The 24,165-nt window shown below is 62.4% G+C and carries 23 protein-coding genes; all 23 read left to right on the top strand.

Going from position 1 to position 24,165, the window contains the following annotated elements:
- Positions 1 to 133 (top strand): IS5/IS1182 family transposase (locus VJZ71_21275; protein HKQ50616.1); only part of this gene is annotated, 133 nt, incomplete at its 5' end.
- A gap of 52 nt (positions 134 to 185) precedes the next feature.
- On the top strand, positions 186 to 662 hold the full coding sequence (locus tag VJZ71_21270) for a hypothetical protein (GenBank protein HKQ50615.1): 477 nt from the start codon (positions 186 to 188) through the stop codon (positions 660 to 662).
- Between the two features lie 526 nt (positions 663 to 1,188).
- Positions 1,189 to 1,827 (top strand): hypothetical protein, encoded by a 639-nt coding sequence (locus VJZ71_21265; protein ID HKQ50614.1) that lies wholly within the window; start codon positions 1,189 to 1,191, stop codon positions 1,825 to 1,827.
- A 201-nt stretch (positions 1,828 to 2,028) separates the two neighbouring features.
- A complete protein-coding gene (locus VJZ71_21260) occupies positions 2,029 to 2,466 on the top strand; it encodes a prepilin-type N-terminal cleavage/methylation domain-containing protein (GenBank protein ID HKQ50613.1) in 438 nt (145 codons plus the stop codon).
- 233 nt (positions 2,467 to 2,699) lie between these two features.
- Positions 2,700 to 3,227 (top strand): type II secretion system protein, encoded by a 528-nt coding sequence (locus VJZ71_21255; GenBank protein ID HKQ50612.1) that lies wholly within the window; start codon positions 2,700 to 2,702, stop codon positions 3,225 to 3,227.
- A gap of 2 nt (positions 3,228 to 3,229) precedes the next feature.
- Positions 3,230 to 3,958 (top strand): prepilin-type N-terminal cleavage/methylation domain-containing protein, encoded by a 729-nt coding sequence (locus tag VJZ71_21250; protein HKQ50611.1) that lies wholly within the window; start codon positions 3,230 to 3,232, stop codon positions 3,956 to 3,958.
- Positions 3,959 to 3,994: 36 nt separating this feature from the next.
- Positions 3,995 to 5,206 carry a hypothetical protein gene (locus VJZ71_21245; protein ID HKQ50610.1) on the top strand — a complete coding sequence of 404 codons (1,212 nt, stop codon included), beginning with the start codon at positions 3,995 to 3,997 and terminating at the stop codon, positions 5,204 to 5,206.
- Positions 5,207 to 5,211: 5 nt separating this feature from the next.
- Positions 5,212 to 5,505, top strand: a complete 294-nt coding sequence (locus VJZ71_21240) for a hypothetical protein (GenBank protein HKQ50609.1) — start codon at positions 5,212 to 5,214, stop codon at positions 5,503 to 5,505.
- A gap of 34 nt (positions 5,506 to 5,539) precedes the next feature.
- A complete protein-coding gene (locus VJZ71_21235) occupies positions 5,540 to 6,127 on the top strand; it encodes a hypothetical protein (protein HKQ50608.1) in 588 nt (195 codons plus the stop codon).
- A 42-nt stretch (positions 6,128 to 6,169) separates the two neighbouring features.
- Positions 6,170 to 7,339 (top strand): pilus assembly protein PilM, encoded by a 1,170-nt coding sequence (pilM, locus tag VJZ71_21230; GenBank protein ID HKQ50607.1) that lies wholly within the window; start codon positions 6,170 to 6,172, stop codon positions 7,337 to 7,339.
- 16 nt (positions 7,340 to 7,355) lie between these two features.
- Positions 7,356 to 8,015, top strand: coding sequence for a hypothetical protein (locus VJZ71_21225; protein ID HKQ50606.1), 660 nt, complete (start codon positions 7,356 to 7,358; stop codon positions 8,013 to 8,015).
- On the top strand, positions 8,012 to 8,578 hold the full coding sequence (gene pilO, locus VJZ71_21220; GenBank protein ID HKQ50605.1) for a type 4a pilus biogenesis protein PilO: 567 nt from the start codon (positions 8,012 to 8,014) through the stop codon (positions 8,576 to 8,578). The genes VJZ71_21225 and pilO overlap by 4 nt, the downstream gene beginning before the upstream one ends.
- A 33-nt stretch (positions 8,579 to 8,611) precedes the next feature.
- A complete protein-coding gene (locus VJZ71_21215) occupies positions 8,612 to 9,313 on the top strand; it encodes a hypothetical protein (protein HKQ50604.1) in 702 nt (233 codons plus the stop codon).
- A 227-nt stretch (positions 9,314 to 9,540) separates the two neighbouring features.
- Positions 9,541 to 11,556, top strand: coding sequence for a hypothetical protein (locus VJZ71_21210; GenBank protein ID HKQ50603.1), 2,016 nt, complete (start codon positions 9,541 to 9,543; stop codon positions 11,554 to 11,556).
- A 26-nt stretch (positions 11,557 to 11,582) separates the two neighbouring features.
- Positions 11,583 to 12,944 carry a tetratricopeptide repeat protein gene (locus tag VJZ71_21205; protein ID HKQ50602.1) on the top strand — a complete coding sequence of 454 codons (1,362 nt, stop codon included), beginning with the start codon at positions 11,583 to 11,585 and terminating at the stop codon, positions 12,942 to 12,944.
- Entirely contained in the window at positions 12,941 to 14,527 is a 1,587-nt protein-coding gene (locus tag VJZ71_21200) for an ATP-binding protein (GenBank protein ID HKQ50601.1), read from the top strand. Before VJZ71_21205 ends, VJZ71_21200 begins: the two co-directional genes overlap by 4 nt.
- A 68-nt stretch (positions 14,528 to 14,595) precedes the next feature.
- Positions 14,596 to 15,027: a response regulator gene (locus VJZ71_21195; GenBank protein ID HKQ50600.1), complete on the top strand. Its 432-nt coding sequence runs from the start codon at positions 14,596 to 14,598 to the stop codon at positions 15,025 to 15,027.
- Complete coding sequence (locus VJZ71_21190; GenBank protein HKQ50599.1) at positions 15,027 to 16,787, top strand: HD domain-containing phosphohydrolase; 1,761 nt, start codon at positions 15,027 to 15,029, stop codon at positions 16,785 to 16,787. Before VJZ71_21195 ends, VJZ71_21190 begins: the two co-directional genes overlap by 1 nt.
- Positions 16,784 to 17,119 carry an STAS domain-containing protein gene (locus tag VJZ71_21185; protein ID HKQ50598.1) on the top strand — a complete coding sequence of 112 codons (336 nt, stop codon included), beginning with the start codon at positions 16,784 to 16,786 and terminating at the stop codon, positions 17,117 to 17,119. Before VJZ71_21190 ends, VJZ71_21185 begins: the two co-directional genes overlap by 4 nt.
- Positions 17,120 to 17,145: 26 nt before the next feature.
- Positions 17,146 to 18,936, top strand: coding sequence for an ATPase, T2SS/T4P/T4SS family (locus VJZ71_21180; GenBank protein HKQ50597.1), 1,791 nt, complete (start codon positions 17,146 to 17,148; stop codon positions 18,934 to 18,936).
- A 70-nt stretch (positions 18,937 to 19,006) separates the two neighbouring features.
- Complete coding sequence (locus VJZ71_21175; protein HKQ50596.1) at positions 19,007 to 20,101, top strand: PilT/PilU family type 4a pilus ATPase; 1,095 nt, start codon at positions 19,007 to 19,009, stop codon at positions 20,099 to 20,101.
- 9 nt (positions 20,102 to 20,110) lie between these two features.
- Complete coding sequence (locus VJZ71_21170; GenBank protein ID HKQ50595.1) at positions 20,111 to 21,394, top strand: type II secretion system F family protein; 1,284 nt, start codon at positions 20,111 to 20,113, stop codon at positions 21,392 to 21,394.
- 93 nt (positions 21,395 to 21,487) lie between these two features.
- Positions 21,488 to 23,815: an FG-GAP repeat protein gene (locus tag VJZ71_21165; protein HKQ50594.1), complete on the top strand. Its 2,328-nt coding sequence runs from the start codon at positions 21,488 to 21,490 to the stop codon at positions 23,813 to 23,815.
- Positions 23,816 to 24,165 lie beyond the last annotated feature (350 nt).

Genomic DNA, 24,165 nt, shown 5'->3' with positions numbered 1-24,165 from the left:
AACGATCAGTTGGCTGCGCCAATTCCGACGCCTTCGAATTCGCTATGATCGTCGCGCTGACATCCATACGGCATTTCTCACACTGGGCTGCGCCTTGATCTGTTGGCGACGATTAAAGAATGGGTACTTTTAGGGACTCTTAATATCCCAGGCTGGTTTAGCGCTGGGATACGGAGAATCAAATCATGACGCGTCGATACGTTCTCCAAGCCGTACTAATATTCGGCGGTGGCTTTCTCGGTGGGACTCTTGCAAACATCATTCGCTCTGCGGAATCTCAGTTGGCGACAAGAACCAAACTGGTAATGGCGGACGCCGTTATCGCCGGGGACTTTTCTCTGAGCGACCGAAACGACAGCGTTCGCATCACAATGACTGGAAGCGGTAATGACAAGAGCCCTGGTCCACAGATTGTCGTGTGGAACAAAAACCAGACCGAGGCGATTAAGATGGGAGTAGACGATGATGATGGACACTCGTTCATTACACTTTGTGATTCTGATGGCGTGCAACGGGCTGGCCTTTCTGTTTCACTAGAAAACGGGCCGGTACTTACGATGACAACCAGCAAAGGGACACTGATAGCGGGCATTAACTCAGGCTCGGGGCCAACTATTCTTACGCTCGACCGAAATGGAAAAGAGCTATGGACAACGCCCTGAGGCGAATTGTGATCGGATTAACGTATGATCAACGCGGCATTCAGGCCGTTTCAACGGCCTTTCCCGAAGGGCCATTAGCCCAGAGCTTTAGCCCCTGGGGCACGAGGCGACGCGACCCTAACACCCCACCCCTCCCCTAATCGGCCCGGCGGCCCGTACCCCCCCCCTAATCCCTCATTCCCTGTTCCCAAAATCCCTAATTTTTAAGGGAGCGCTGAGCAAGGATGGGGGGTAGAGAACAAAAAGAGGCGGAGGAGTCTCCGCCCGTTGCGGCTCACGGCCAACAGCTTATGGCGAATGGCTTATGAGATCGGAGTCTCCGCGCCATGTGCATGAATCCAGCCAACCCAAAACCGAGTCGTCTCTGTGCACTCTGTGGCTCTGTGGTGAATCTTTCTTCACTCCGCACTCCCACATCCGCAATCCGCATTCACTTCCACCCCGATTATTCTGCGAATACTGCACCCGAATTCACTCGTTTTCGCTCGTTGTCACATAAAAGAGATTTCTAAAAAAAGGACCGCCGATGAACGCTGATAGGACTCAACAGAACGGACCCACGGCAACAAGCGACCCCTCTGCGTGCTCTGCGGCTCGGCGTGACCCATTCTCCCAGCAGGACAACGGCCGCTCCTCCCTCTTCGACAAACTCCCCGAGGAACTCCGCCGCCGGCTCGACCTCGCCATCCTCCACCGCATCCCGCCCACCTTCAAAGACGTCTGGATGCAGTTCGAGCTGTCGAAGTTCGGCGTCTCCTACTCCGCCCTCTACCGCTACGCCCGCCGACTCCGCGACCGACTTAACATGGCCGAGGCCGTCTTCCTCAACGACGACGACGGCGCGGACGTCGACGCCGCCATACAGAAGCTCCTCTCCCGCCGCCTCCTCGAACTCCTCCTCCACACCGGTGGCGCCTCCTGCGCGAAGGAAATCGCCGCCCTCACCTCCGCGCAGCGCAAGGGCGTAAGAACCACAGTCGACCTCCGCCGCCTCGAACACGACGGCGAATACCTCCGCCTGAAGTCCGAGGCCCTGGAACTCGCCCGCCGGTCGCTCGAGAGCCGCCTCGCCCACGCCACGCCCCTTCGCCTGGCCTGTAGCAACGACCTCGCCGACGGCGCGTCCGCTGCCGCCCCCGCGACCGCCCAGCCTGCGGCAGAGTAAAGACAAAACAAAAACAAGACTCGCGGCTCCTCAAAAACCCCATCTGTGCCATTTGCGTCATCTGCGGTTAACGAATCCGCGCGCTTATTATCCGACCCGTGCATAAATCAGCATAAAGGCCCGCCGTCCCCATTCCGATAGGGGTTAACGGAAGATTGCGCCGCACGGTGCGGCTGTCTACGAAACATGGGGGTTTATCCAATGAAGAATCGCGCATTTACCCTGGTCGAGTTGTTGATCGTCGTGATCATCCTGGGCATTCTGGCCGCCGTGGTCATCCCGCAATTCTCGGATGCCAGCACCGAGACCCGGATGAGTTCACTGGCCGAGAACCTGCAGATCATTCGCAAGCAGATCGACCTCTACCGGCAGCATCACAACGCCAATCCCGGCCAGGCGACGATTGCCGACCAGTTGACCAAGAAGACCGATCCGGATGGAACGGTCAACGCCACCGGCAAGTACGGTCCGTATTTGCAGCGGATTCCGATGAACCCGTTCACCGTGGGCGGTACGGGCAACGACATCACCAATACCGCCGCCGCGACGAACAAGGCGTGGTTTTATGACGCGTCGACGGGCGAGTTCAAGGCCAACGACTCCGGCACGACCGCCGGCGTGGCCCACGACAGCATGTAAACGAACGATCGCACCGGACAAGAGCCGGTGTCACACGGCTTAGTACCGGTGGCCGCACGGGCGACGCCGGAGACGAATCGCAAGGACCGGTATGGTGGGCAGTCGGCTCGCCCTCTGCCGGTCCTTCTTTTTTCGGTCAGTCGCCTCGACTTTGGGCGGTCGGTTGCGGACCGATCTCGGGCAATCGTATGTTTCCACGGGCGCCGACGAGGCGCCGACCGATGGAGCGAACCATGAAAGGACCTGTAAGAAGTCTGACGTGCTGGTCACGCGGCCCGCGCGGCGGCTTTACGCTTGTCGAGGCGCTGCTGGCGACGACGGTCCTGGCGATCGTCTCGGCATCGGCGGCGTTGCCGTTTGTGGCCGGGGTCCACCAGGCCAACGAAGCCGCGCGCCTCGAACAGGCGGTGGCGCTGGGGCAGGCGCTGATGGAGGAGATCCTGACCCGACCGGTGCTCGATCCGACCGGCCGCGGGGCGACGCTCGGCCCCGAGTCCGGGGAGACCACCCGCAACCTGTTCGACAACATCGACGACTTTCATGGCTACAGCGAGCAGTCGACGGGGCTGCGCGACTACAAGAACCAGGCGATCACGGATGCCGCGTTGGCGGGTTTCTGGCGCGACGTGACGGTTCAATACGTGACCTTCGCCAACCAACAGACGGCAGACACCACCGGTTACGCAAAGGTCACGGTCCGCGTGTGGGACGGCACGGCGAATGTGATGACGCTGACGCGGATCGCGGCGCGGGAGGATTGACCATGACGCATCGACCCCCTGCGAGCGCGGACCGGCGAGGCTTTACGATCTTGGAGCTGCTGTTGGCGTCGATGGTAACGGCGTTGGTGGCGGCCTCGGCCAGCACCTTCCTGTCCGCGACGACGAATGCGTCGCTGACGACCCGGGACGTGCGGTCGACGCAGAACGCCGGCCACTTTGCCCTCACGCAGATCACCAAGGCGATTCGCGAAGCGCGGGCCATCGGCGAGGTGACCACGACGTCCGTCACGCTGTGGGTCAACGACGCCAACAAGGACGACAAGCTAAACCTTTACGAGACCGCGATCATTCACTACGACGCCGCCGGCAAACAACTGCTCTATGAATATCCGAAGAGCTCCGGCGCGACGCCGACGACCGTGGTAACGACGACGAACTTCAAGAGCGCCACGACCTTGGGAGGCCTGATGCCGTCAGGGGACAAGAAGGTCGTCGTCTGGGCGACCGACATTACGAGCATGGGCTTCAGCGGCAATCCGGGCGGGACCGACGCGCGGATGGTGGAGACGAATTTCACGATCGACCTGACAGGCCAGCCGGTCGCCTTTCGCGGCGCGGCGAATGCACGGGCCTCGGCCGATTATTTATTTTACGACGCGACGCAGACGACGCCGATCGGCTCCCCTCGTAAGCAGCGAAAGGAGATTTCGCGCTGGGAGGGCTATACGCCGATCGTCGGACAATCTGCAACGCCCAAGAATCTCAACTAGCCGGCGAGCGCGAAAACGATGACGAACGATCGAGCCATGAAGCGACACGAGAACGGGCCAGCGCGACGGCCAAAGAGGCGGGCTTATATCCTGCTCGTCGTGCTGGCCTTTACGGCCCTGGCGTCGTCGCTCGGGTTGGCCTTTCTCGAAGCGAACAGCACGGTGATGCCCGAAGCGGTCAATTACCGCGGTACGCTCCGCGCGGAGGCGATGGCCAGCTCCGGGATCGGCATGGCGGCCCACTTTCTGCTTTATCCGCCCACCACGGTGAATCTGTCTGACTACTATACCGGCGCCAGCGGCGTGACCATTGACGCGACGGGCGATTATTACGACGTGTCGGTGCTTCGCTCCGACGCCTGGTCCCCGCCGCAGACGGATCTCAATCTCTATCGCGTGACGGCGCAGGGTGTGGCGAAGGACCCGGACGGGGCGGTTCGCGCGAAGCACTCGATCGTCGCCGAGGTTCAAGCGCCGCCGATCGGGAAGTGGCAGTTCACGCAAGGATTCATCGGTTCGGGGTTGGCGCTGATCGTACCGACGCGGGCGACCATCAATGGCGACGCCCACGCGAATGGGAATATCTCCGGGACCGGAACGTGTACCGGAAAGGTCTCTGCGACGGGCACGGCCACATGGCTGGGCGGCGGCCCGCCGACCTCCGTCGTCAGTCTGGCACCATCGATGACCACTCCTTCGCTTTCGCCTTATCAGAATTCAACCTACACCGTACGGGGAAGGACCTATTCAACCTATTCCTACAACAACAGTGAAATCAATCAAACGGATGCCAATACGCTGAACGCCATCGATATGTCCGCCACCAACCCCGGCCGGATCATTGTGGCGAAGTCCGGGAACTTCAAGATTCGGCAGAATGCGAACTTGAATGGAACACTCGTGGTCTCCGGTCGGCTCGAGATCGATGATACTGGCAGCCATCAAGTCACCGCCGTCACCGGCTTTCCCGCAATTGTTGTCACCGGCGACATCCGTGTCCTTACAAACGACAGCGTGACGACGATCAATGGATCAGTCCTGTGCGGCGGCAAGATGGATACGAACAGCACGGATCGAACGAGCATTACCGTAACCGGAACGTGCATTGCGGCGTCGGGAATGGATTCTCCCGCTTCGACAAGTTCCTATGTATTCAACTGGTCCGCCGATCGGTCGGTGTTCTGGAATATCCAAACGGTTCCGCCCACACCAATGCCGATGACGATCCTGAGCTGGAAGGAGAATTGAAACCGATGGAGCGACAAGTCATTACCGTGGACCGGTTCACCGGCTTTTTGCTGACGTCGATCGTCGGCCTTCTGGCGGTCATCGCGGTCGAGTTATGGGTCGGGCTGAGCGCCTCGAGCAGCGCCGTCGCGCAGATACCGGACACGGGCTTGCAGCGGCAGTTGATTGTCGAGGAGGGCCGAAAAACCAATGCCCTGCTGGAGAAGATTCTCGAGCACCTTCGATCGGGCTGCGTGAAGGTGAAATTGGAAAGCGCCGATAAGGCAAGTGGGAAGAAGGGCGCGGCCGGTCAGCGCTGAAGGCGGCGGGCCGGACATTCGTGGAGGTGGAACGATGGCGAATCGCAAAGCTTATACATGCATCGAATTGATGATGGTCGTGCTGGTGGTGTCCATCGTGATCGCGTTCTCGCTCAGTGGCGAGGACAACGCCGGCAAGGAGAAGGCCCGACTGGCGGCTGAGAAATTCGAGTCCGACGTGGCCTATGCCCGGCGGGCGTCGATTGCCCGACCCGACGACCCCATCGTCATCAAGCTGGATGAAGCGAATAACCGCTATTGGCTCGCCTCGGCGTCGAGTCCGAATACGCCGCTTACTCATCCAATGTCGGGCGACCCCTATATCGTGAATCTGGGCACCGGCGCTTCGGGCGAGCCCCAGGACGTCCAGCTCGTGGCCGCCGATTTCGGTGGAGACGCGGTTTTGGGGTTCAGCGCGACGGGCACGACTGATCAAGCGACGGAGGCGGTCCTGCAACTGACCGCTTCCGGCGCGCACTGTGAAGTCCTTGTCGCGCCGGCCGGCGGGCAATCGACTGTGAATACGAAGCTCACAAAAAATCTGGTCGGGCCGGTGGAACCTTCGCCGATGGAACCGATGGATCCGCAGGGCGCGGAAGGTGCCACGCTGCAGGTGAATTAGCCTCTGCGGCGCGGCGGCGGGATTGTTGGGGAGGAATATGCGGTGAAGCGACGGGGAGGATACGGGCCGATCGGTGTGGACATCGGCGGATCGTCCGTCAAGCTGCTTCAGCTTGTCAATCGCGACGGACGGCCGTCCATCCAGGCGGCGGCGCGCTTTGATTTGCCGGCGGAGGCGGCCGATCCGGTGGAGCGGGCACAGGCCCTCCACGACGGCCTCTCGAAGGCCCTCTCCCTTCACGCGTTTCGGGGAACCGATTCCATTAGCGCATTGGGTTGCGCCGATTTTCAGATGAAGAGCATTCGTTTACCGCGCATGCCGCCCGAAGAAATGGCGTCGGCGGTCGAGTTTGAAGCCCGCGAACGCTTCAACATAGGCGAAGGGGGAGAGTTTCGATTTGTTCCGGCGGGCGAGGTGCGGCACGGAAATGATCTGAAGGAGGAGATCATCGTCTTCGCGGCGCGCGAGGGCGCGGTGCAGGAGACCCTGCAGCTCCTGGAATCGTTGAAGCTGCGCCCGATCGCCGTGGATTTGACGCCCTGTGCGATGGCGCGGAGCTTTGTACGTTTCCTTCGCCGGGCAGACGACGCCACGGCGGTCAATGTCTTCGTGGACGTGGGGTGGCAGAACACGGCGATCGCCATGACCCGGGGCACAGATCTGTGCTTTCTCAAGATTCTCGACGTGGGCGGCCGCTCGTTTAGCTCGGCGGTGGCTCAGGCATTGAGTCTTACGCTGCCGGAGGCGCTCGATCTTCGAATTCGCATCATTCGCGAAAACTGCGGACGGCGCGGCGACGAGCGGCGCGACGTTGCCGACGATTCGTCGTTTCAGACTCCGGCGGAGATTAGGGCGCGGGCCTCCGACGCGGTTCGGCCATTGATCGAGCGGATCGCTCGGGACGTACAGTTGTGCCTGCGCTATTTTGCGGTGACGTTTCGCGGCAACCGGCCGGAAAGCCTGACGTTTGTCGGCGGCGAGGCGCACGAGCCCGCGTTGATGGAGATCATCGCGCCGGCCCTCGACGTGCCCTGCATGATCGGATACCCGCTCCGGGGGATGGACGGCACGCAGGGGATGTCTTCGCGCGACGCGCGGACGCTGGCCCCCTGTTGGGCGGTGGCGTGCGGCCTGGCGCTGCGCGGAACGCCCTGGGTCGGCGGACCGCGGCCGAAGGCGGCGGTACGGACGCCCGAAGCAGCGGCGGTTTGAAAAGACAGGACGGCCCATGATCGACTGTGATTTCATTCCCTCGGATTATCATCAGGCCCGCCGCCAGCAGCGCGCCGTCAAGCTGCGGGGCACGCTGATCTCGTTGCTGGTCGTCATCATGGTCCTGTGGATCACGGCCAATCGGCATGAAGTGTCCCAGGCCAGCGCGATGTTGAACGATGTCATCGCTCAGCAACAGCAGCTCGCCGTTCACCTTGCCAAAAAAGACGCCATGGAGGCGGAGAAAAACCGACTGCGGGATCGCCAGCGATTGATGGAGCAGTTTGAGCGCCACGCCAGCCTCGTCGTGGTCCTGGGCGATATCAGCCGGCGACTGCCGGAGACCGTCGTTCTCACCCACGTCAGTTTCCAATCCGCGTCGCTGCGGCGCTATGCGCCCGCATCGCCGGACAAGGCGACGGCGCCTCCGGGCGTGGAAGCGACCGCCACGGCCGCGAAGGAACCTGCCGAGCCGGCGGTAGTAACGCGGATCATCATGTCGGCATTTGCCAACGAGGTGTCGGAGGCCATTCGGTGCGCGGCGGCGCTGGAGCGCTCGCCGCTGGTGGCCCATGTCCAGATGGAACTCAAAGGGGAGACCGTCTGGTCGGGCCGAAAGGGCCATCAATTCGAACTGGACTGCGAGTTGATGGATCAGTCGGGGTCCGACGAATGAGTCGATTAAAACTCAATGCCCTGGTGTTCGGAATTGTCGTCATCCTGACGGCGGGATTCGCCTTCGGATTTGCTGTGCCGGGCGCGAAAAAGCTGCGCCAGCAGCGCGATCAGATCGCATCTGAAACGGCGCAAGTCAAGGCCGAGCAGGAACGGCTGGGGAACATCGGCGAGCTCTACGCCTCCATCGTCGCATTGGATGCGGCCATGAGCGAGTTCAATGAGCGGCTGCCGCAGCATCAGAACTTCGGCGAGTTTCTCAATTCGGTGTCCGAGAACCTCAAGGCGTCGGGCGTCGAGGATTTCGCCGTCCAGCCGAAGCCGCCGGTCGCCCTGGACGCCGCCAGGCTTCCATCGTCGCTGGCGGTTGCCGCGGGAACGATGATCCTGCCGGTGCGGATTACGTTCGACGGGACGCTGGCCCAACTGGTGGATTTTCAGGGCCGGATGGAGGCGTTGCCGCGGCTGTCGCAAGTGGAAACGTTGAAGCTCGACAATGACGAGGCACATCCCGGCCACGTGCGGGTCGAAATGGTCCTTTTGACGTTTTGTCACCCTCAATAGGCGCCGATGCCCGACCTCGCGGGAGCCAAACTCATGATCGAAAAACTCAAGGCACAGTTCGAAGGGCTCCGCATCCAACTGGGGGCCGACAAGAAAAAAGCCGCGATCCTGGGATTGCTGGCGCTCGTGCTGTTGGTCGTGGTGGGACGTCTGTTCTTGACTTCCGGCCCGAACGAGACGGTCGCGGCGCCGCCGCCATTGGCCGTGACGGCGGTTGCCGCCCAGCCCGTGGCACCGCCGGCATCGCCATCAACGGCCGACGCTGCAGTGGCCGGCCGCGGTGCTTCGGCAGCGCTCTCTGTCGTAGAGCAGGCCGGTGCCGCTGACTATTTGGTTGAACACCGCGTCGTTTCGGTGACGGGGATGCCGCGCGATCTAGCGAGGGATATGTTCACGACCAGGGAATGGAACAAGTTTATGCCCGCGGTCATGGTCGGCGCGGAAACCCCCTCAGGCGAGGCAGGTCGCCGCCGACGCGGCGGCATGTGGGGGCTGCTCCGGCAATCGTGGTCCGAGTATAACCGCGAGCAGAAGGAGTTATCGGAGGCATTTCATCGCGACCTGCAACAACTTCAACTTCATTCCACGATGACCGGCGCGGATCCACTGGCCCATATTTCCGGACGCCTGGTTCGCGCGGGCGATGAAATTCTCGGATTCTCGATCGTTCGCATCGCAGACCGCGAAGTGGTGGTGGCGCGGGGCGGAAGAGTCGCGTCGTTGACCATGAAATAGCCTTTTGCCCATGGACCGGGCCATCGCGGCTCGGCACCGGCCGCCGGCGAGTGGTTTTCGGGCCTTGCTCCACCGCTTCTCCCTCGTTCTTGGAACACAACCCGCTAAGTCCGACAACCGATGCAGGAAGGGGATATTTCAGGGACAGGGATTCCACGCCAATGCGCAAGGACGCCGCAAAAGCATCCATCGCGAAACCCGACTTTGTGCCATGCTCACCGGGAGGCATGAGCCCGCCGACAAGCCGTCGGCCGTTGCGCTGGCCGCGCGTCGTGTCCCTTGCTTTCACATTGACGGCCTTCGCAATGCTCACGGCGCGTGGCGAAACGAAGCCTCCGCTGGCGTCTCAAACGTCACGCGTCGCTGCGCCGATCGTGTCGGCGGCCATCGCCAGTTCCACGGACAGCAACTCCAGCTCCGAATCCCCTTCGCCGCCGGAGTCCTACTCCAGCGATCCGGACGCGGACAAGGCCGAGTCCCGCGAACAAATTGTCCGCGTCGGGCTCGACCAGCGCGTGACGGTTCACGTTTCGGGGCTTCCGCTGGCCGACGCGTTGCGAATGCTGTCGGAGCCGACCAAGCGGAATATCCTTCTGGCCAACGGCGTGGACGGCACGGTCACGGCCAGCCTCTACAACGTCAGCGTGGAGGAGGCGCTTCAGGCCATGCTGGTGTCGAACGGTCTGGGCTTCCGGGTCGAAGGCGAATTCACCTACGTCTATCCGCAGGAAGAGCTTGCCAAGTTCGCACAGGCGCAACGCAAGATCGGCACGCACGTATTCCATCTGACCTACCTCAACGCCGCGAGCGCGAAGGGGCTGATCGAGCCGCTGCTGAGCAATATTGGAAAAGTGGCGACGACGCCCGCATCCGATGTCGGGCTGGGCGGCGATGAAGGAATGGAAGATACAAAGGGCGATGCCCCTGCCGGCTCGGATACGCTGATCGTTACCGACTACGAAGACCGGCTGACCGCGATCGAAAAGACGTTGAAGGAACTGGACGCGCGGCCCAAGCAGGTTCTGGTGGAGGCCACCATCCTCCGGGCGACCTTGAATGAGGACAACGCACTCGGCATCGACTTTACCACGGTCGGTGGCATCGATTTTTCGACGCTTTCGAGTGTCAGCCCCGCCGCACAGACGATTACGACCGGTCTCATCCCCAACCAGGATTTGAGTAACACGAATTTCACGGTGCGGACGAACTTCAATGAGGCCCTTCCGGCGGGTGGGTTTACGTTCGGCATCTTGAAGGATCAGGTAGGCGTTTTCGTGCGGGCCCTGGAGCAGATCACCGATACCGACATCCTGGCGAATCCGAAGCTGATGACACTGAACAAACAGGTCGGCCAGGTCATTGTCGGCCGGCGCGACGGCTATCTGACGACCACCATTACAGAGACGACGGCGATTCAACAGGTGGAATTCCTGGAAACGGGCACGGTGCTCACGTTCCGTCCGTTCATCGGCGAGGACGGCATGGTGCGGATGGAGATTCACCCGAAGGATTCAACGGGCGGACTGACGGACACCAACCTGCCGTTCGAACAGACGACCGAGGTGACGACGAACATCCTGGTCAAGGATGGCCGGACCATTCTGATCGGAGGCCTGTTCCGGGAAGTGGGAACCGCCACGCGCGGGCAGATGCCGCTTCTCGGAAACATCCCGATCGCCGGAGCGCTGTTCCGCCGGACGCGGGACGCGACGGTGCGGGAAGAAGTCATCATCCTGCTGACGGTCCACGTCATTAAAGGCGACCAAGAACAGGACAATGAAGCAGGGAACGAATTGAACGAGGACATCGAACGAATGCGTGTCGGCGCACGACAAGGCATTCAGTGGTTCGGCCGCGAGCGCACCAGCGAGGCGCACTATCGCTGGGCAATGGAGCATCTCGCCGCCGGTGATACCGAGAAGGCGCTTTGGGACGCGGATATGGCCCTGCAGATCAACCCGCGTCACCTCCATGCCATAAAGCTCAAAGAGAAGCTGCTTTGCGAGCGCGAATGGGAAACGGAGTCATCGGCCGTGCGCTTCCAGTTGCGTGACCTGATCGAGGAAGAAGAGACCGGCAAGCTGACGCCGCCCTTCGGCCGGCCCGCGCCGCCGTTCGTCCTGCCGGAGGGCCTGGAGGGCCCGGCGGGCTTGGAAGATGAAATGGACACCGAGACCGCTGACCACGCAACGTCGGCCGATCCCGTGGACGAACCGAAGTCCTCCGCAAAGGAAGAACGATGAAGCGGCCGGCCCATGGAAGGCGATGGATGGAGAGGTTGTTCCCAGCCTTGCGCTGGTGGCCGGCGCTCGTTGTATTTTGCGCGCCGGCGGCGGGCGGATGCGGGGAGAGCAAACGCTTCTTCGATCTGCACATGGCGAACGATCCCAAGGCGCAGGCCAAGGCGCGCTGGGAGGCGGTGCGCGGGAGCGTCAAACTGCAACTGGCCGAGGAACATCTGAAGTCCGGACGACTCGTCGAGGCGGAACGGTCGCTCGAAGAGGCCCTGGCGCTGTGTCCCAACGACGCCAAGGCATTCGTGGTGGCCACGCGACTTCGCCTGGAGCAGGGGCGACTGGCGGAAGCGCGGGAGGCGATCACCGTCGCCGCCGCGCTAAGCGACAACGATCCGGAGATACCGTATTTCGCGGGACTGGTGGCACAGCGCTACGGCGATTTGGAGTCCGCCTGTGAGTATTTCAGCGCGGCGTCGAGAACCTCGCCTCACGTGGCAACCTACGTCCTGTCGCAGGCCGAGACGCTGGTGAATCTGGATCGGCCGGTCGAAGCGCTCGAGCTGCTGCAATCGCGAATGAACGACTTCGATCGCGACGTGGCCATGCGGATGCTGGCGGCACGAATCAGCCGAATTCTCGGCTTGCGCGGGCCGGCCGTCGCGTATTGCCGTGAGGCCCTTCGTATCAGTAATGAATCGCCCCTGCTGTCGGCGGAATTGGGCATGATGTTGGTATGGGCGGAGCAGTTCCACGATGCCATAGCCGTCCTTGCACCGCTCGTTGAGCGCAAAGGCGCGGCGCGCGGCAGTGAAAAGGACCCAGGCGAGAAGCCGGCGGCGAGCGCGGCAAGGGCGCTGGCCCGCGCGTATCTCGAAACGGACCAGGGCGTAAAGGCGATCGAAGTTCTTCGCAGCGTGTTGGAAGCCAATCCGGAAGATACCGTGGCATGGTCGTTATGCGCTCGCGCCGCACTGATGGTCGGCCGTCTCGAAACGCTGGATGAAGCGCTGAGCAAGATCGAAGCACAGGGCGCCGCAACCGCCGAGACCCGCATGATGACGGGATTCGCGGCCTTGCGACGGGGTGATTTCGTACGGGCCCGGAATGAAGCCGCTGGCGCGTTGATACTCGATGCACGGCTGACCCTGGCGCACTACCTGGCCGGACAAGCCGCGGAGGCAATGGGAGAGTTGGACGCGGCACGGGCTTCTTATGAGGCCGTGTTGGAAATCGATCCCGACTCAACGATCGCCAGGCGGCGGATCGACGGGCTCGATGGCTCGTCCGAGACGGCGCCGCCTGCGGTATCGCCCGCCGACGACGCAGGGTCGGTGAAAAGTAACTTGCACCATGTCATCGGCAGCGCGTGTCCGCCGGAAGAGGCCGTCCCATGACGACGAAACCCTCCAAACCATGGTGTGAAATCGACGACGACGCTGTCATCGCGTCAATGGCGGAAGGCACCCAAAGCGCCGCGTCCCAGACTGCGCCGGCGACATTCAAAAAATCTCCGATCGCCCGGTTATTGGATCCGCGGGTGTTATCGCGGTTCAAAGTGTCGCCCCTGTGGGCGATCGCCCCGATGGTCGTCGCGTCCGTTTGGATCCTCGCCGTGGTCCTTGCGGGAGCCGCGAAAGGGTTGGGTTGGTACCACGCCCTGGGTTGGATAATGTGCCTGGGAGCATCGGCCGCGATCCTGGTGACGGCGAGCAAAGCGCGCCAGTTGGCGCTGGCCGGGCTTCGGCAGGCCGTACAGTCCGACAAACAGCGACGCCCGGATTCGCTCGTGGATTCGCCGTTGGGCACCGAACTGGGCGATGTCTGGAGCGCCGTCGAGTCGCACTCCGCAAACGTCGAGCGGCGCATCGAGGAATTGGTGGATGAGCGACGGGGACTCGCGCTGCAACTCAGCCTCGCGGAGACGCGCAGGCGCCAGGCCGAATCCATCATCGCTTCCCTCGCCGAGCCCGTCCTGGTGACGGACGCGTTCGACCAACTCGTCCTGGCCAACCCCGCCGCCGAGGAACTCTTTGGCTTTTCCTGCGAGTCGGCGATGCGCAAGCCGATATCCGAAGTCCTCCCCGATCAGAAACTGGTCGCCACCATTTGCCATGCCCGCGAGGCCGACAGCCGCGTGGCTCGCCGTCGCGTCGAACAGGAAATCGGCGACCGGCTCTTTGCGATCGCCCTTTCGCCGGTGGCGGGCGAAGGTTCGAAAGAGAGCGACGGGGCCGTGCGGCACGGCGTCGTGGCGATTCTGCGGGACATCACCAAGGATCGGCAGGCATCGAAGAATAAGAGCGAATTCGTCGCGCATGTCGCCCACGAACTGCGCACACCGCTGGCGTCGATCCGGGCGTACGTGGAACTGCTGGTGGACGGCGAAGCGGCGGATGAGAAGACCCGTACCGAATACTACGAGACGATTCAAAGCTCTGCGGAGCGCCTGGGGCGACTGATCGACAACATGCTCAACATCAGCCGCATTGAGGCCGGGACGGTCCGCATCAACAAGGAGCCGGTGGCGATTGCCATGATCGTCAAGGAAGCGGCGGATATGTTGCGTCCGCAGGCTGAGGAAAAAGGCGTGACGTTGACGGAGGAATTGACGCCGGTCGTGTACCGCGTTCTGGCCGACCGCGACCTGATCCACGAAGCCATCGTCAACCTGCTGTCCAACGCGATCAAATACACGCCGTCGGGCGGTCGCGTGTCCTTGCGGATGACGCCGCAGGAACAAACCCGGCGGATGCGCATTGAAGTGAGCGATACCGGCGCGGGGATTCCGGCGGAGGATATCCCGCGGATGTTTGAGAAGTTTTTCCGCGTCGAAGCCAACAAGAAACTGGCCAAGGGCACAGGGCTGGGCCTGTCGCTGGTCAAGAAGATTGTGGAGAACGTCCACAACGGCGAAATGACGCTGGCCAGCGAAGTCGGCAAGGGAAGCACCTTCGGTATGGTGCTGCCGCTGGCCTAGACGCGGGGGATTCGTTTGCAACCGCTGCGCACGTCGCGAGCGGTCTTTGAAGAAAGGGGGTCGGGCCGATGACGAGTTACCGTATTCTGGTGTGCGACGATGAACCACACATTGTTCATGTGGTGGCGGCGAAACTTCGCAACGCCGGTCTGGAGGTCATCACGGCCGGAGACGGCGAGGAGGCTTTCGGCCTGGCCAAGAGCCAGCGACCGGACCTGGTCATTACCGATTACCAGATGCCGATCCTGTCGGGTCTGGAGTTGTGCGCCAAGCTGCGCAGCGATCCGGAGACGAGAAATATCCCTGCAATCATGCTGACGGCACGGGGGTTTTCGTTGGCCGATCAGGAACTGGTCCACACGAACATTCGCCAGGTTCTGGTGAAGCCGTTCAGTCCACGCGAGGTGCTGAGCACGGTGCGGCGAATCCTCGACGCGACGCCGGCGAATGAACCTCCCGCGTGCGCCATGGGCGGCCATTCTCTTGAGGGAGCAGTCTAATGTCGGAAGTCGTATTGACGATGCCGACGACGGAAGACCAGGGGCGGCTCCCGTCGCAACCGGCGAAATGGCCGATTTCGCGCCGGCGTTTTGAGGCCCTGGCCGCGAACTGGCGCGCGTGCAATGTTTGGCTCTCGCTTTGGAATGCCGAGGGACAACCCCTCGCACAAAATCAAATTGGGTCTGCTTTCTGGAATGGACTTTGGGCCCAGGGAAAGGCCTTCCGGAATTCCCTGGGAGAATTCGTGCGGGCAGCCGCGCTCCGGGCGGCCCAATCCGGACCGGCCACTCCATCGCAGGATGGCGGACCCTGGGCCGGCAACATCCTGTTGATTCCGGTTCCCCTTCGTCATCGCACGCGCGTCGTGGGCGTCATTCTCGGCGCCGTGGTTACATCGAGCGAGCCGACCGAGGAGTTCTCCCGGCTGTGCAGTCAATGCCGTCTGGATGAAGCGGCCATGCTGCGCCAAATGTCGGCGACCGAGCCGGTCGATGGTCACGCCGCCAGGCGACTGGCCGGGCTGCTGGCGCACATGGTCGAATTGGCCCGGGCGAATGAAGTGGCGGAGGAGGAAATCAGCGTATTAACGCAGAATCTCCAAAACACCTATGAAGAGCAGAGCCTGATCTACCGCGTCAGCAGTGAGATGGGACTTCCCCAAAAACCGACGCGGCTATTGGCCAAAGTCGGCGAGGACGTTTTGAAGGTGTCGCGCGCCGCCGCCGTCGGTTTTGTCCTCACTGAAACCGATCCCGAGGAAACCACGCGAGACCAGACCGAGCCGGGCGACCGGCTGGTTCAGATTGGCCGCGTCGCACCGGGGCTCGGCGAGCTGGATCGGCTCGCGGAAAGCCTGGGCTTGAACGCTGTCGATGTACCTCCGCACCTCTTATTTAACAATCTGGCGAGGCGTCCGGAGCTGCAATGGGCTCGTCCCTGGCTCGAGCACATGGTCGCGCTACCGCTCAAGCAACACCAGAAACTCCTCGGCGTGATGCTCGCCATGAACTGTACGGATGAGGGTGATTTCACTTCCGTGGACGTTCAACTGCTTCGCGCCGTGGCGGATCGCGTGACCGCGTTCCTGGAGAACCAGCGCCTGTACGACGACCTGGCCCACCTGCTCATGGCCCTGCTCCACGCGCTGGTCAATAGCGTCGATGCCAAGGACCCCTACACCTATGGCCATTCCGAACGCGTCGCGCAGATCAGCCGATCGCTCGCCCAGGCGGCCGGCCTGTCTGAAATCGAATGCGATCGGGTCTACCTTTCGGGATTGCTGCACGATGTCGGAAAGATCGGCGTGCCGGATGCGATTCTCTGCAAACCGGGGAAATTGACCAAGGAAGAATTCGACGCACTGAAGAAACACCCGGAGATCGGAGTCCGCATTCTGTCGCCGGTGAAGCAGATTCGCGACCTGCTCCCCGGCGTGCTCTATCACCACGAACGGATGGACGGAAGCGGCTATCCCGAAGGACTCGCGGGTGGGAACATTCCGCGCCTCGGACGAATTATCTGCCTGGCGGATTGCTTTGACGCCATGACGTCCAACCGGACCTATCGTTCGGCGATGTCGCTGCCGCTGGCCATCGCCGAAGTTCAGCGCTGCTCCGGTTCGCAGTTTGATCCGGAGCTGACGGAGCTTTTCCTGCGGCTTGATCTGGAGAGCTTTTTGCTCCGCGATCGGCCGCTGGCCGTCGGGCCACCCTCCATCGCACACCTGGGCTCGTTGAGCCGCCGGAGCGAGCACGAATGAGCGCGACACTGACGCAATATGGAAATGTGACGGTTCTGGCGGTCAAGGACGAGCTGGCCGGCGACGAAGTAGAGGCCTTCGTCGAGCAGGCCGGCCGCTGCACGCAGGAGGGTCGTCGCGAGGTCGTGCTGGACTGTTCGGAACTGGCGGGCCTCGACAGCAGAGGCCTCGAGGCCATCGTCGATCTGCAAAACGCGTGCGAGGGCGAACTGGGAGCGGTCAAGCTGTGCGGCATGAACGCGACCTGTGCCAAGATCCTGGAGATCACGCGGCTGGTGCGGCGATTTGAGTGCTTTGACGATTTGGATTCCGCGGTCAAGAGCTTCGGGTAGCGCCGCGGTCGGCACATGAGGGAACCATGCCGGGATCGGAAACGATAGAACGGAAAGACGTCGATGGCGTGGCAGCGCCCGCCCGGCCTGAACCGCGCGCGGCCGCCCCGGCCCGCCACCCCTCCGCCCGTAAACAGGTCGGCCAGGTCCTTCTCGCCAAGGGCATTCTCACGCAGGAGCAGATTGATCGGGCGATTGAGGAGCAGAACGCGCGGCAGCACCGGCAATTGCTCGGCGAGATCCTCATTGAGCTGGGGTTGGCGACGGAAGACCAGGTGGTCGAGGCCCTGGCCGAAGCGTACAGCGTCCCTTATGCGAAACTGACACCGCGATTGGCGGACGCCAAGGTCATCGAACTCGTCCCCCGGGATTTCCTGGAAAAGCATGGCGTCCTGCCGCTGTTCAAAGTGCACAACACGCTGACGGTGGCGATGAGCGAGCCGTCTAACGTCTTCATCATCGAAGAGATCGCGCGGATTACCGGATGCGCCGTGCAAGTCGTAGCCGTTTCCGCGGCGGATATCCAGGCCATCCTGGCGCAGTACGTTAAGAGCGCCAACGTCTTCGTCATCGACGACATCATCGAAGACGTCTCGTCCGATACGTTCGAGCTGATTGAATCGAAGGCGGACGATATCACCAACCTCGAAGGCATGGCGGGTGATTCGCCGGTCATCAAGCTTGTCAATTACTTGATCTACTCGGCGGTCAAAGAGGGGGCCAGCGATATCCACATCGAACCGGACGACGGCGCCCTGCGGATTCGCAATCGCGTGGACGGCGTTCTGTATGAGAAGCTCAATCCGCCCGCCCAGATGATGGCCCCGGTCGTATCGCGCATCAAGATCATGTCCGGTCTGGACATCGCCGAGCGCCGCCTTCCGCAGGACGGCGGCATCCACGTGCTCATGGAAGGGCGGCCAATCGACCTGCGCGTCTCGACGTTGCCGAACATGTACGGCGAGAAGGTCGTGATCCGCATCATCGACAACTCGCAGGCCCTCGTCAGCCTGGAGACGCTGGGGTTTTCCATTGAGATGCTGAAGCAATTCCGCCAGCAGATCGCCCATCCGCACGGGCTGGTGCTCGTGACGGGGCCGACGGGTTCGGGCAAGAGCACGACGCTATACGCCGCGCTGTCGGAGATAAACTCGCCGGATCGCAACGTCTGCACGGTGGAAGATCCCATTGAATACAACCTGCGGCGGGTCAATCAGTTTCAGGTCAACGAGAAAATCGGGCTCAAGTTCGCGACGGTCCTGCGGGCCCTTTTGCGCCAGGACCCGGACGTGATCATGGTGGGAGAGATTCGCGATGACGATACGGCGCGGACGGCCGTCCAGGCGGCGCTGACGGGACACATGGTGCTGTCGACGCTGCATACGAACGACGCCGTATCCGCCGTGACGCGGCTGCACAACGTCGGTGTCGAGTGCTACCTGATCGCAGCGTCGGTCGATGCGGTGATCGCCCAGCGGCTGGTGCGAAAGATCTGCCCGCACTGCAAGGAGCAGTTCGAGCCGACGCCGAACATTCGCCATGCCATGCACAAGGCGGGCCACGAAGTGCAGACGCTGGTGCGCGGCAAAGGCTGCGCGAAGTGTCACGGCAGCGGATACCTGGGACGAATCGGGATCTACGAACTGCTCGTTCCCGACGAGGACATCCGCCAGGCGATCTCGGACAACGCCCCGCTTCAGGACCTGCGGAAGATGGCGATCGAAAAGAAGATGACGACGCTCTACGCGGACGGAATCGCCAAGGCCAAGTCCGGCATCACGACAATGGAGGAGGTGTTCCGTGTCTGTGCAGGCTGACGTTGTAAATAGCGAATGGCGAATGGCGAATGGCGAAAGAGAAAATCGCGTTGCTCATGCCGTGAGAGGTATGCCTGTTGGCGGCGAGAATGCCTCCAGCGTTGAGGATTTGCTTCGGGCGGCGTCGGCGTGCGGGGCGAGCGATCTAGTCCTCGTGGAAGGCGCGGCGCCGACGGTCTTCGTGGGCGGCGGTTGGAGGCCCTTGGAGGGTCGAGGCGCCGCATTCAACGCGTGGGGCGAGGTGCTGTTGGGGATGCTGTCCCCTACTCAGCGGACGATGTTTGACGATCAGAAGGACATTGACTTCGCCTTGGACGTGCCGGTCGCGGGGCGGTTTCGCGTCAATCTCCACGCGCAGCGCGGAACGCTCGCGGCGGCGTTTCGGGCCATCCCCGCGCAAGTGCCGGGCTTCGAATCGCTCCATCTTCCGCCGGTGGTATTGAGCTTCGCGGACTTTTCCAGCGGTTTGGTCCTCGTGGCCGGCGGGACGGGTCAGGGTAAGAGCACGACTGTCGCGGCGATGATTGAACACATCAATCAAACGCGACACATGCACATCATTACGATTGAGGATCCGATCGAATTCAATTTCCAGCACGGCAAGAGCATTGTCGAGCAGCGGCAAATCGGGGAGGACAGTCCATCGTTCGCGTCGGCGCTGCGCCATGTACTGCGCCAGCGGCCGGATGTCATCGTGATCGGCGAGATGCGCGACCTGGAGACGATCTCGACGGCGCTGTCGGCGGCGGAGACCGGCCACCTCGTCCTGGCGACGCTGCACACCGCCAACGCCACGCAGACGCTGTCGCGGATCATCGATGTGTTCCCGCCCGAGCAGCAGGGTCATGTCCGCACGCAACTGGCCGCCTCGCTTCGCGGCGTAGTCTGCCAGTCGCTCTGCCGCGACGCCCTCGGCGAAGGGTTGGTTCCCGCCACCGAGGTCCTCGTCTCGACGACAGCAGTGCGTCGCGCCCTTCGGGAGAACGAGGCCCACCTGATCTACGCGATGATCGAAACCGGCCGCCGCCAGGGCATGCACACGCTGGAGCAGTCGCTGGCGGCGCTCGTCCGCGACGGCCGAGTTGATTCCGAAACGGCGCTGGCCGCGGCGCCGGAGGCGGGCCGGCTGGCGACGCTCATTGGCGCGGCAGTCGGCGATCAGTAGGAGCGAATCATGGCGGTCTTCACGTACGTCGCCCGGGATGACGCGGGCAAGCTCATCGAGGGCGATGTCCAGGCGGCGTCGCAGACGGAAGCCGCGCGGATCGTCCGCGGAGAAGGCAAGTTCATCATCCGGGTGAATCCCAAGAGCCATCGCGCGGCGGCCGCCAAGCCGAAGCCGGCGACGAAAACGCGCGGCCCGCTCATGACCGCGTCTCGACCGACCGGTGGTGCGGCAACGGCGACGGCCCTGGGTGGCGACAAGTACCGGCCGGCGGATCTGATCTTCTTCACCAACCAGCTCGCGGTCATGGTCGAGACGGGAGTGTCCATGTCCGAGGCACTGGAAGCGTGCGTCCACGACGGCAACTCGCCGCGCTTTGCAAAGGCGCTCGCGGCGGTCATCGACCAGGTGACGGGCGGCAGCGAATTCTCGGCGGCGCTGGCCGAGCACCCCAAAGTGTTCCCGCCGATTTACATCAGCCTCATCAAGGCGTCGGAGGCGTCGGGCATGATGGCGCCGATGCTGCGGCGGCTGGCGACGCACCTGGAGGCGCAGCGGGAGATGACCAAGAAGATCAAGGGGGCGGTCACCTATCCGATCGTCATGTTCGTTTTCGCGATCGGCGTGACGGTCTTTCTGATGACCTTTGTCCTTCCGAAGTTCACGGCGATCTATGCGGGGCGCGAAGACAAGCTACCGACCCTGACGAAAGTCCTGCTGACCTTCAGCGATAAGTTGACCACGTATTGGGTCTACCTCGTGAGCGCGATGGCCGTCTCCGTGGTGGGCGCGTTTTTCTACCTGCGATCGCCCGCGGGCCGGCTCAAGATCGAGGAACTCAAACTGAAAGTGCCTCTGCTGGGCCCGCTGTTTCACAAGACCTATCTGTCGCGCAGCCTGCGGACGCTGGGGACGATGATCCAGTCCGGCGTGGCGATGCTCGACAGCGTCAAGCTCACATCGACGGTGACGGGCAGCGCGTTCTACGAGCAGATGTGGACCAAGGTGCTCGACCGGCTGGAGAGCGGCCAGCAGCTTTCCGAGACGCTGTCTGACAATCCGCATGTGCCCAAGGCGATCAACAAGATGCTCAGCGCCGGCGAGCGCGGCGGTCAGCTTGGCCTTGTCATGGAGCGGGTGGCGATCTTCTGCGAGTCGGAATTGAACACGGCGATCAAGACGATGACGAGCCTCCTAGAGCCGGCGATTGTAATGTTCCTCGGCGTCGTGGTGGGCGGCCTCGTCCTTGCACTGCTGCTGCCGATCTTTACGATCTCGAAGGCAATGCACTAGGTTTCCTTTTTTGCGCGGTCAGCCCTTGAGCCGGGACCGGTAGTTCTGATATCCTGATTCCTGACATCAAAACCGCGCTTCGGAGGGTCTGCCATGAATGCGAGAGTTGCAATCGCCCTGGTGGCTGCCATTCTGGTCAGTTTTGGACCCCGCCCAATGGTCCATCCCTGCCGCGCTGACGATCACGTCCCCGATAGTCTCTCAGCCTCAGACTGGTCGGGCATCCGCGCCGCGTTTGAGGCGAACCGTCATGCCGCGTTCGCGGTTGAAGGCGGCTATCAGGTCCGCAACCCCGGACAAGCGTGGCAGACGCGATTCGATGGCCGCGGGTTCCTGACCACGCCCGATGCCGGCGGCTGGACGTGGGGGCTGGAATTAATCCGATACGGCGTGGAGAGAGAGGAGCAATTGCTCGTCACGCCTTCGTGTGACGAGGTGCGGGGCGGGCGCATCAATTATCAATGGAATGAGGCGCTGACCGAATGGTATGTCAATGACCCGCGCGGCCTGGAGCATGGCTACACCGTGCATTGTCGCTCTACCAGCAGCGCGGGCCCACTGCATTTTATCCTGGCGGTGCGAGGGAGCTTGTATCCGCGGGTCAGTTACGATGGACGCGCTGTGTCGTTCGTCGACGCAACTGGCGCGGCGGTGGTGAACTACAGCGGACTGACAGTGTTCGACGCCGATGGCGCGGCCGTACCGGCGTGGTTCGAGTTGGCGGCAGAGGGACTTCGGCTGAACGTGGACGATCGCGCGGCCCGCTATCCTCTGACGATCGATCCCATCGCCCAGCAGGCCTACCTCAAGGCGTCCAACACCGGCGGGGGCGACCAATTTGGCTACTCGGTGGCAGCATCGGGCAACACGATCGTGGTCGGGGCGCCTTTCGAGGACAGCAACGCCTCGGGCGTGAACGGCAACCAGGCCGACGAAAGCCTCGGAAGTTCCGGCGCAGCGTACGTCTTCGTTCGCAGCGGCGGAAGCTGGAGCCAACAAGCCTATCTCAAGGCATCGAACCCCACTTCGTTCGACTACTTTGGCATCTCGGTGGCCGTGTCGGGCGATACGATCGTGGTCGGAGCGGAACAGGAGGACAGCGGCGCCACGGGCATAGACGGCAATCAGGCCGACAATAGTGAGCCGAATTCCGGCGCGGCGTATGTCTTCGTCCGGAGCGGCACCGCCTGGAGCCAGCAGGCCTACCTAAAGGCGTCGAACACCGACGGGTTCGACTCGTTCGGTAGCGCGGTGGCCGTGTCGGGCGACACCGTGGTCGTCGGAGCGAAACAGGAGGACAGCTCAGCCACCGGCGTGGATGGCAATCAGGCCAGCAACAGCGCTGTGCAGGCCGGCGCGGCGTATGTGTTCGTCCGCGATGGCGGAATCTGGAGCCAGCAGGCCTACCTTAAGGCGTCCAACACCGGCGTCAGCGACTTCTTCGGCGTCTCGTTGGCCGTGTCGGGCGACACGGTGGTGGTCGGGGCGAGTCAAGAGGACAGCGCCGCCACGGGAGTGGATGGCGACCAGCTCGACAACAGTGCCGCTGATTCCGGAGCGGCGTACGTGTTCGTGCGCGACGGCGGAGTTTGGAGTCAGCAGGCCTATCTCAAGGCGTCGAACACCGGTGCGGGCGACTTCATGGGCGGCTCGGTGGCCGTGTCGGGCGATACGGTGGTGGTCGGGGCGGATCAAGAGGACAGCGCCGCCACGGGCGTGGATGGCAACCAGGTCGACGAGAGTTCCGCTGATTCCGGCGCGGCATACGTCTTTTTCCGCGACGGCGGAGTATGGAGCCAGCAGGCGTATCTCAAGGCGTCCAACACCGGCACCGGCGACTTGTTTGGCATCGCTTTGTCAATCTCAGGCGACACCCTAACAATCGGGGCAAACGAAGAAGACAGCAACGCGACGGGCATCGACGGTAATCAGGCCGACAACACGGCCACCAATGCCGGCGCGGCATACCTGTTCGCGCGCAGCGGCGCGACCTGGAGCCAGCAGGCCTACGTCAAGGTTTCGAACACCGGCGCGGGCGACAAGCTCGGCACTTCGGTGGCCGTGTCGGGCAATATTGTGGTGATCGGGGCGGATCTGGAAGACAGCCTGGCCACGGGGGTGAACGGCACTCAGTGCATCGGCGGCGCCGCGGATTCCGGCGCTGTATACGTTTTTCCGTTGGAGTCGGACTTCGACGGCGATGGCGTGCCCGACGCGACGGATATCTGCCCGCTGATCGAGGATGCCGGCCAGGAAGACTCGGACAACGACGGCGCGGGGGACGCCTGTGACATCTGCCCCGGTACGCCCGCTGGGCGTCCGGTCTGCACCAATGGCCAACCCCTGCGCGATTGCAACGGCGACTGCACCGTCGATGCCGGCGACATCCAATGCCTGGTGGATGAGATTCTGAGTCCGTAGTGATGGAGGGCAATGCGGAATTCGGAATGCAGGGCGACGGTGAACCGCAGATGGCAGAGATTTTTTTTGATGCGCAAACGACCGCAATTGAGCGCAAACCCGATGGCTTGAGGCCCGCCGCAGCGGTTTTCGACCTGAGACACGAGGCCCACCACGGCGGGTCTGCGACTTGAAGAGCAAACGCCGCCCCCAAAAAAACAAAGTGGTTGATTTAGAGTCCCTAAAAGAACTTCATAAACAATGACGAAGAGTGCCGATAGCCAGGGTGTTGCAGGATGCGACGACACCGGGTGTCATGGAGGACACGCATATGGCCAAGCCTCTCGTCGACGACGGACTCTGGGCAATTG

Source organism: Phycisphaerae bacterium (genome assembly GCA_035275405.1).
Classification (GTDB): domain Bacteria; phylum Planctomycetota; class Phycisphaerae; order UBA1845; family UTPLA1; genus DATEMU01.
The sequence above is the reverse complement of the archived record's forward strand: the minus strand, read 5'-3'. Positions and strand labels throughout refer to the sequence as shown.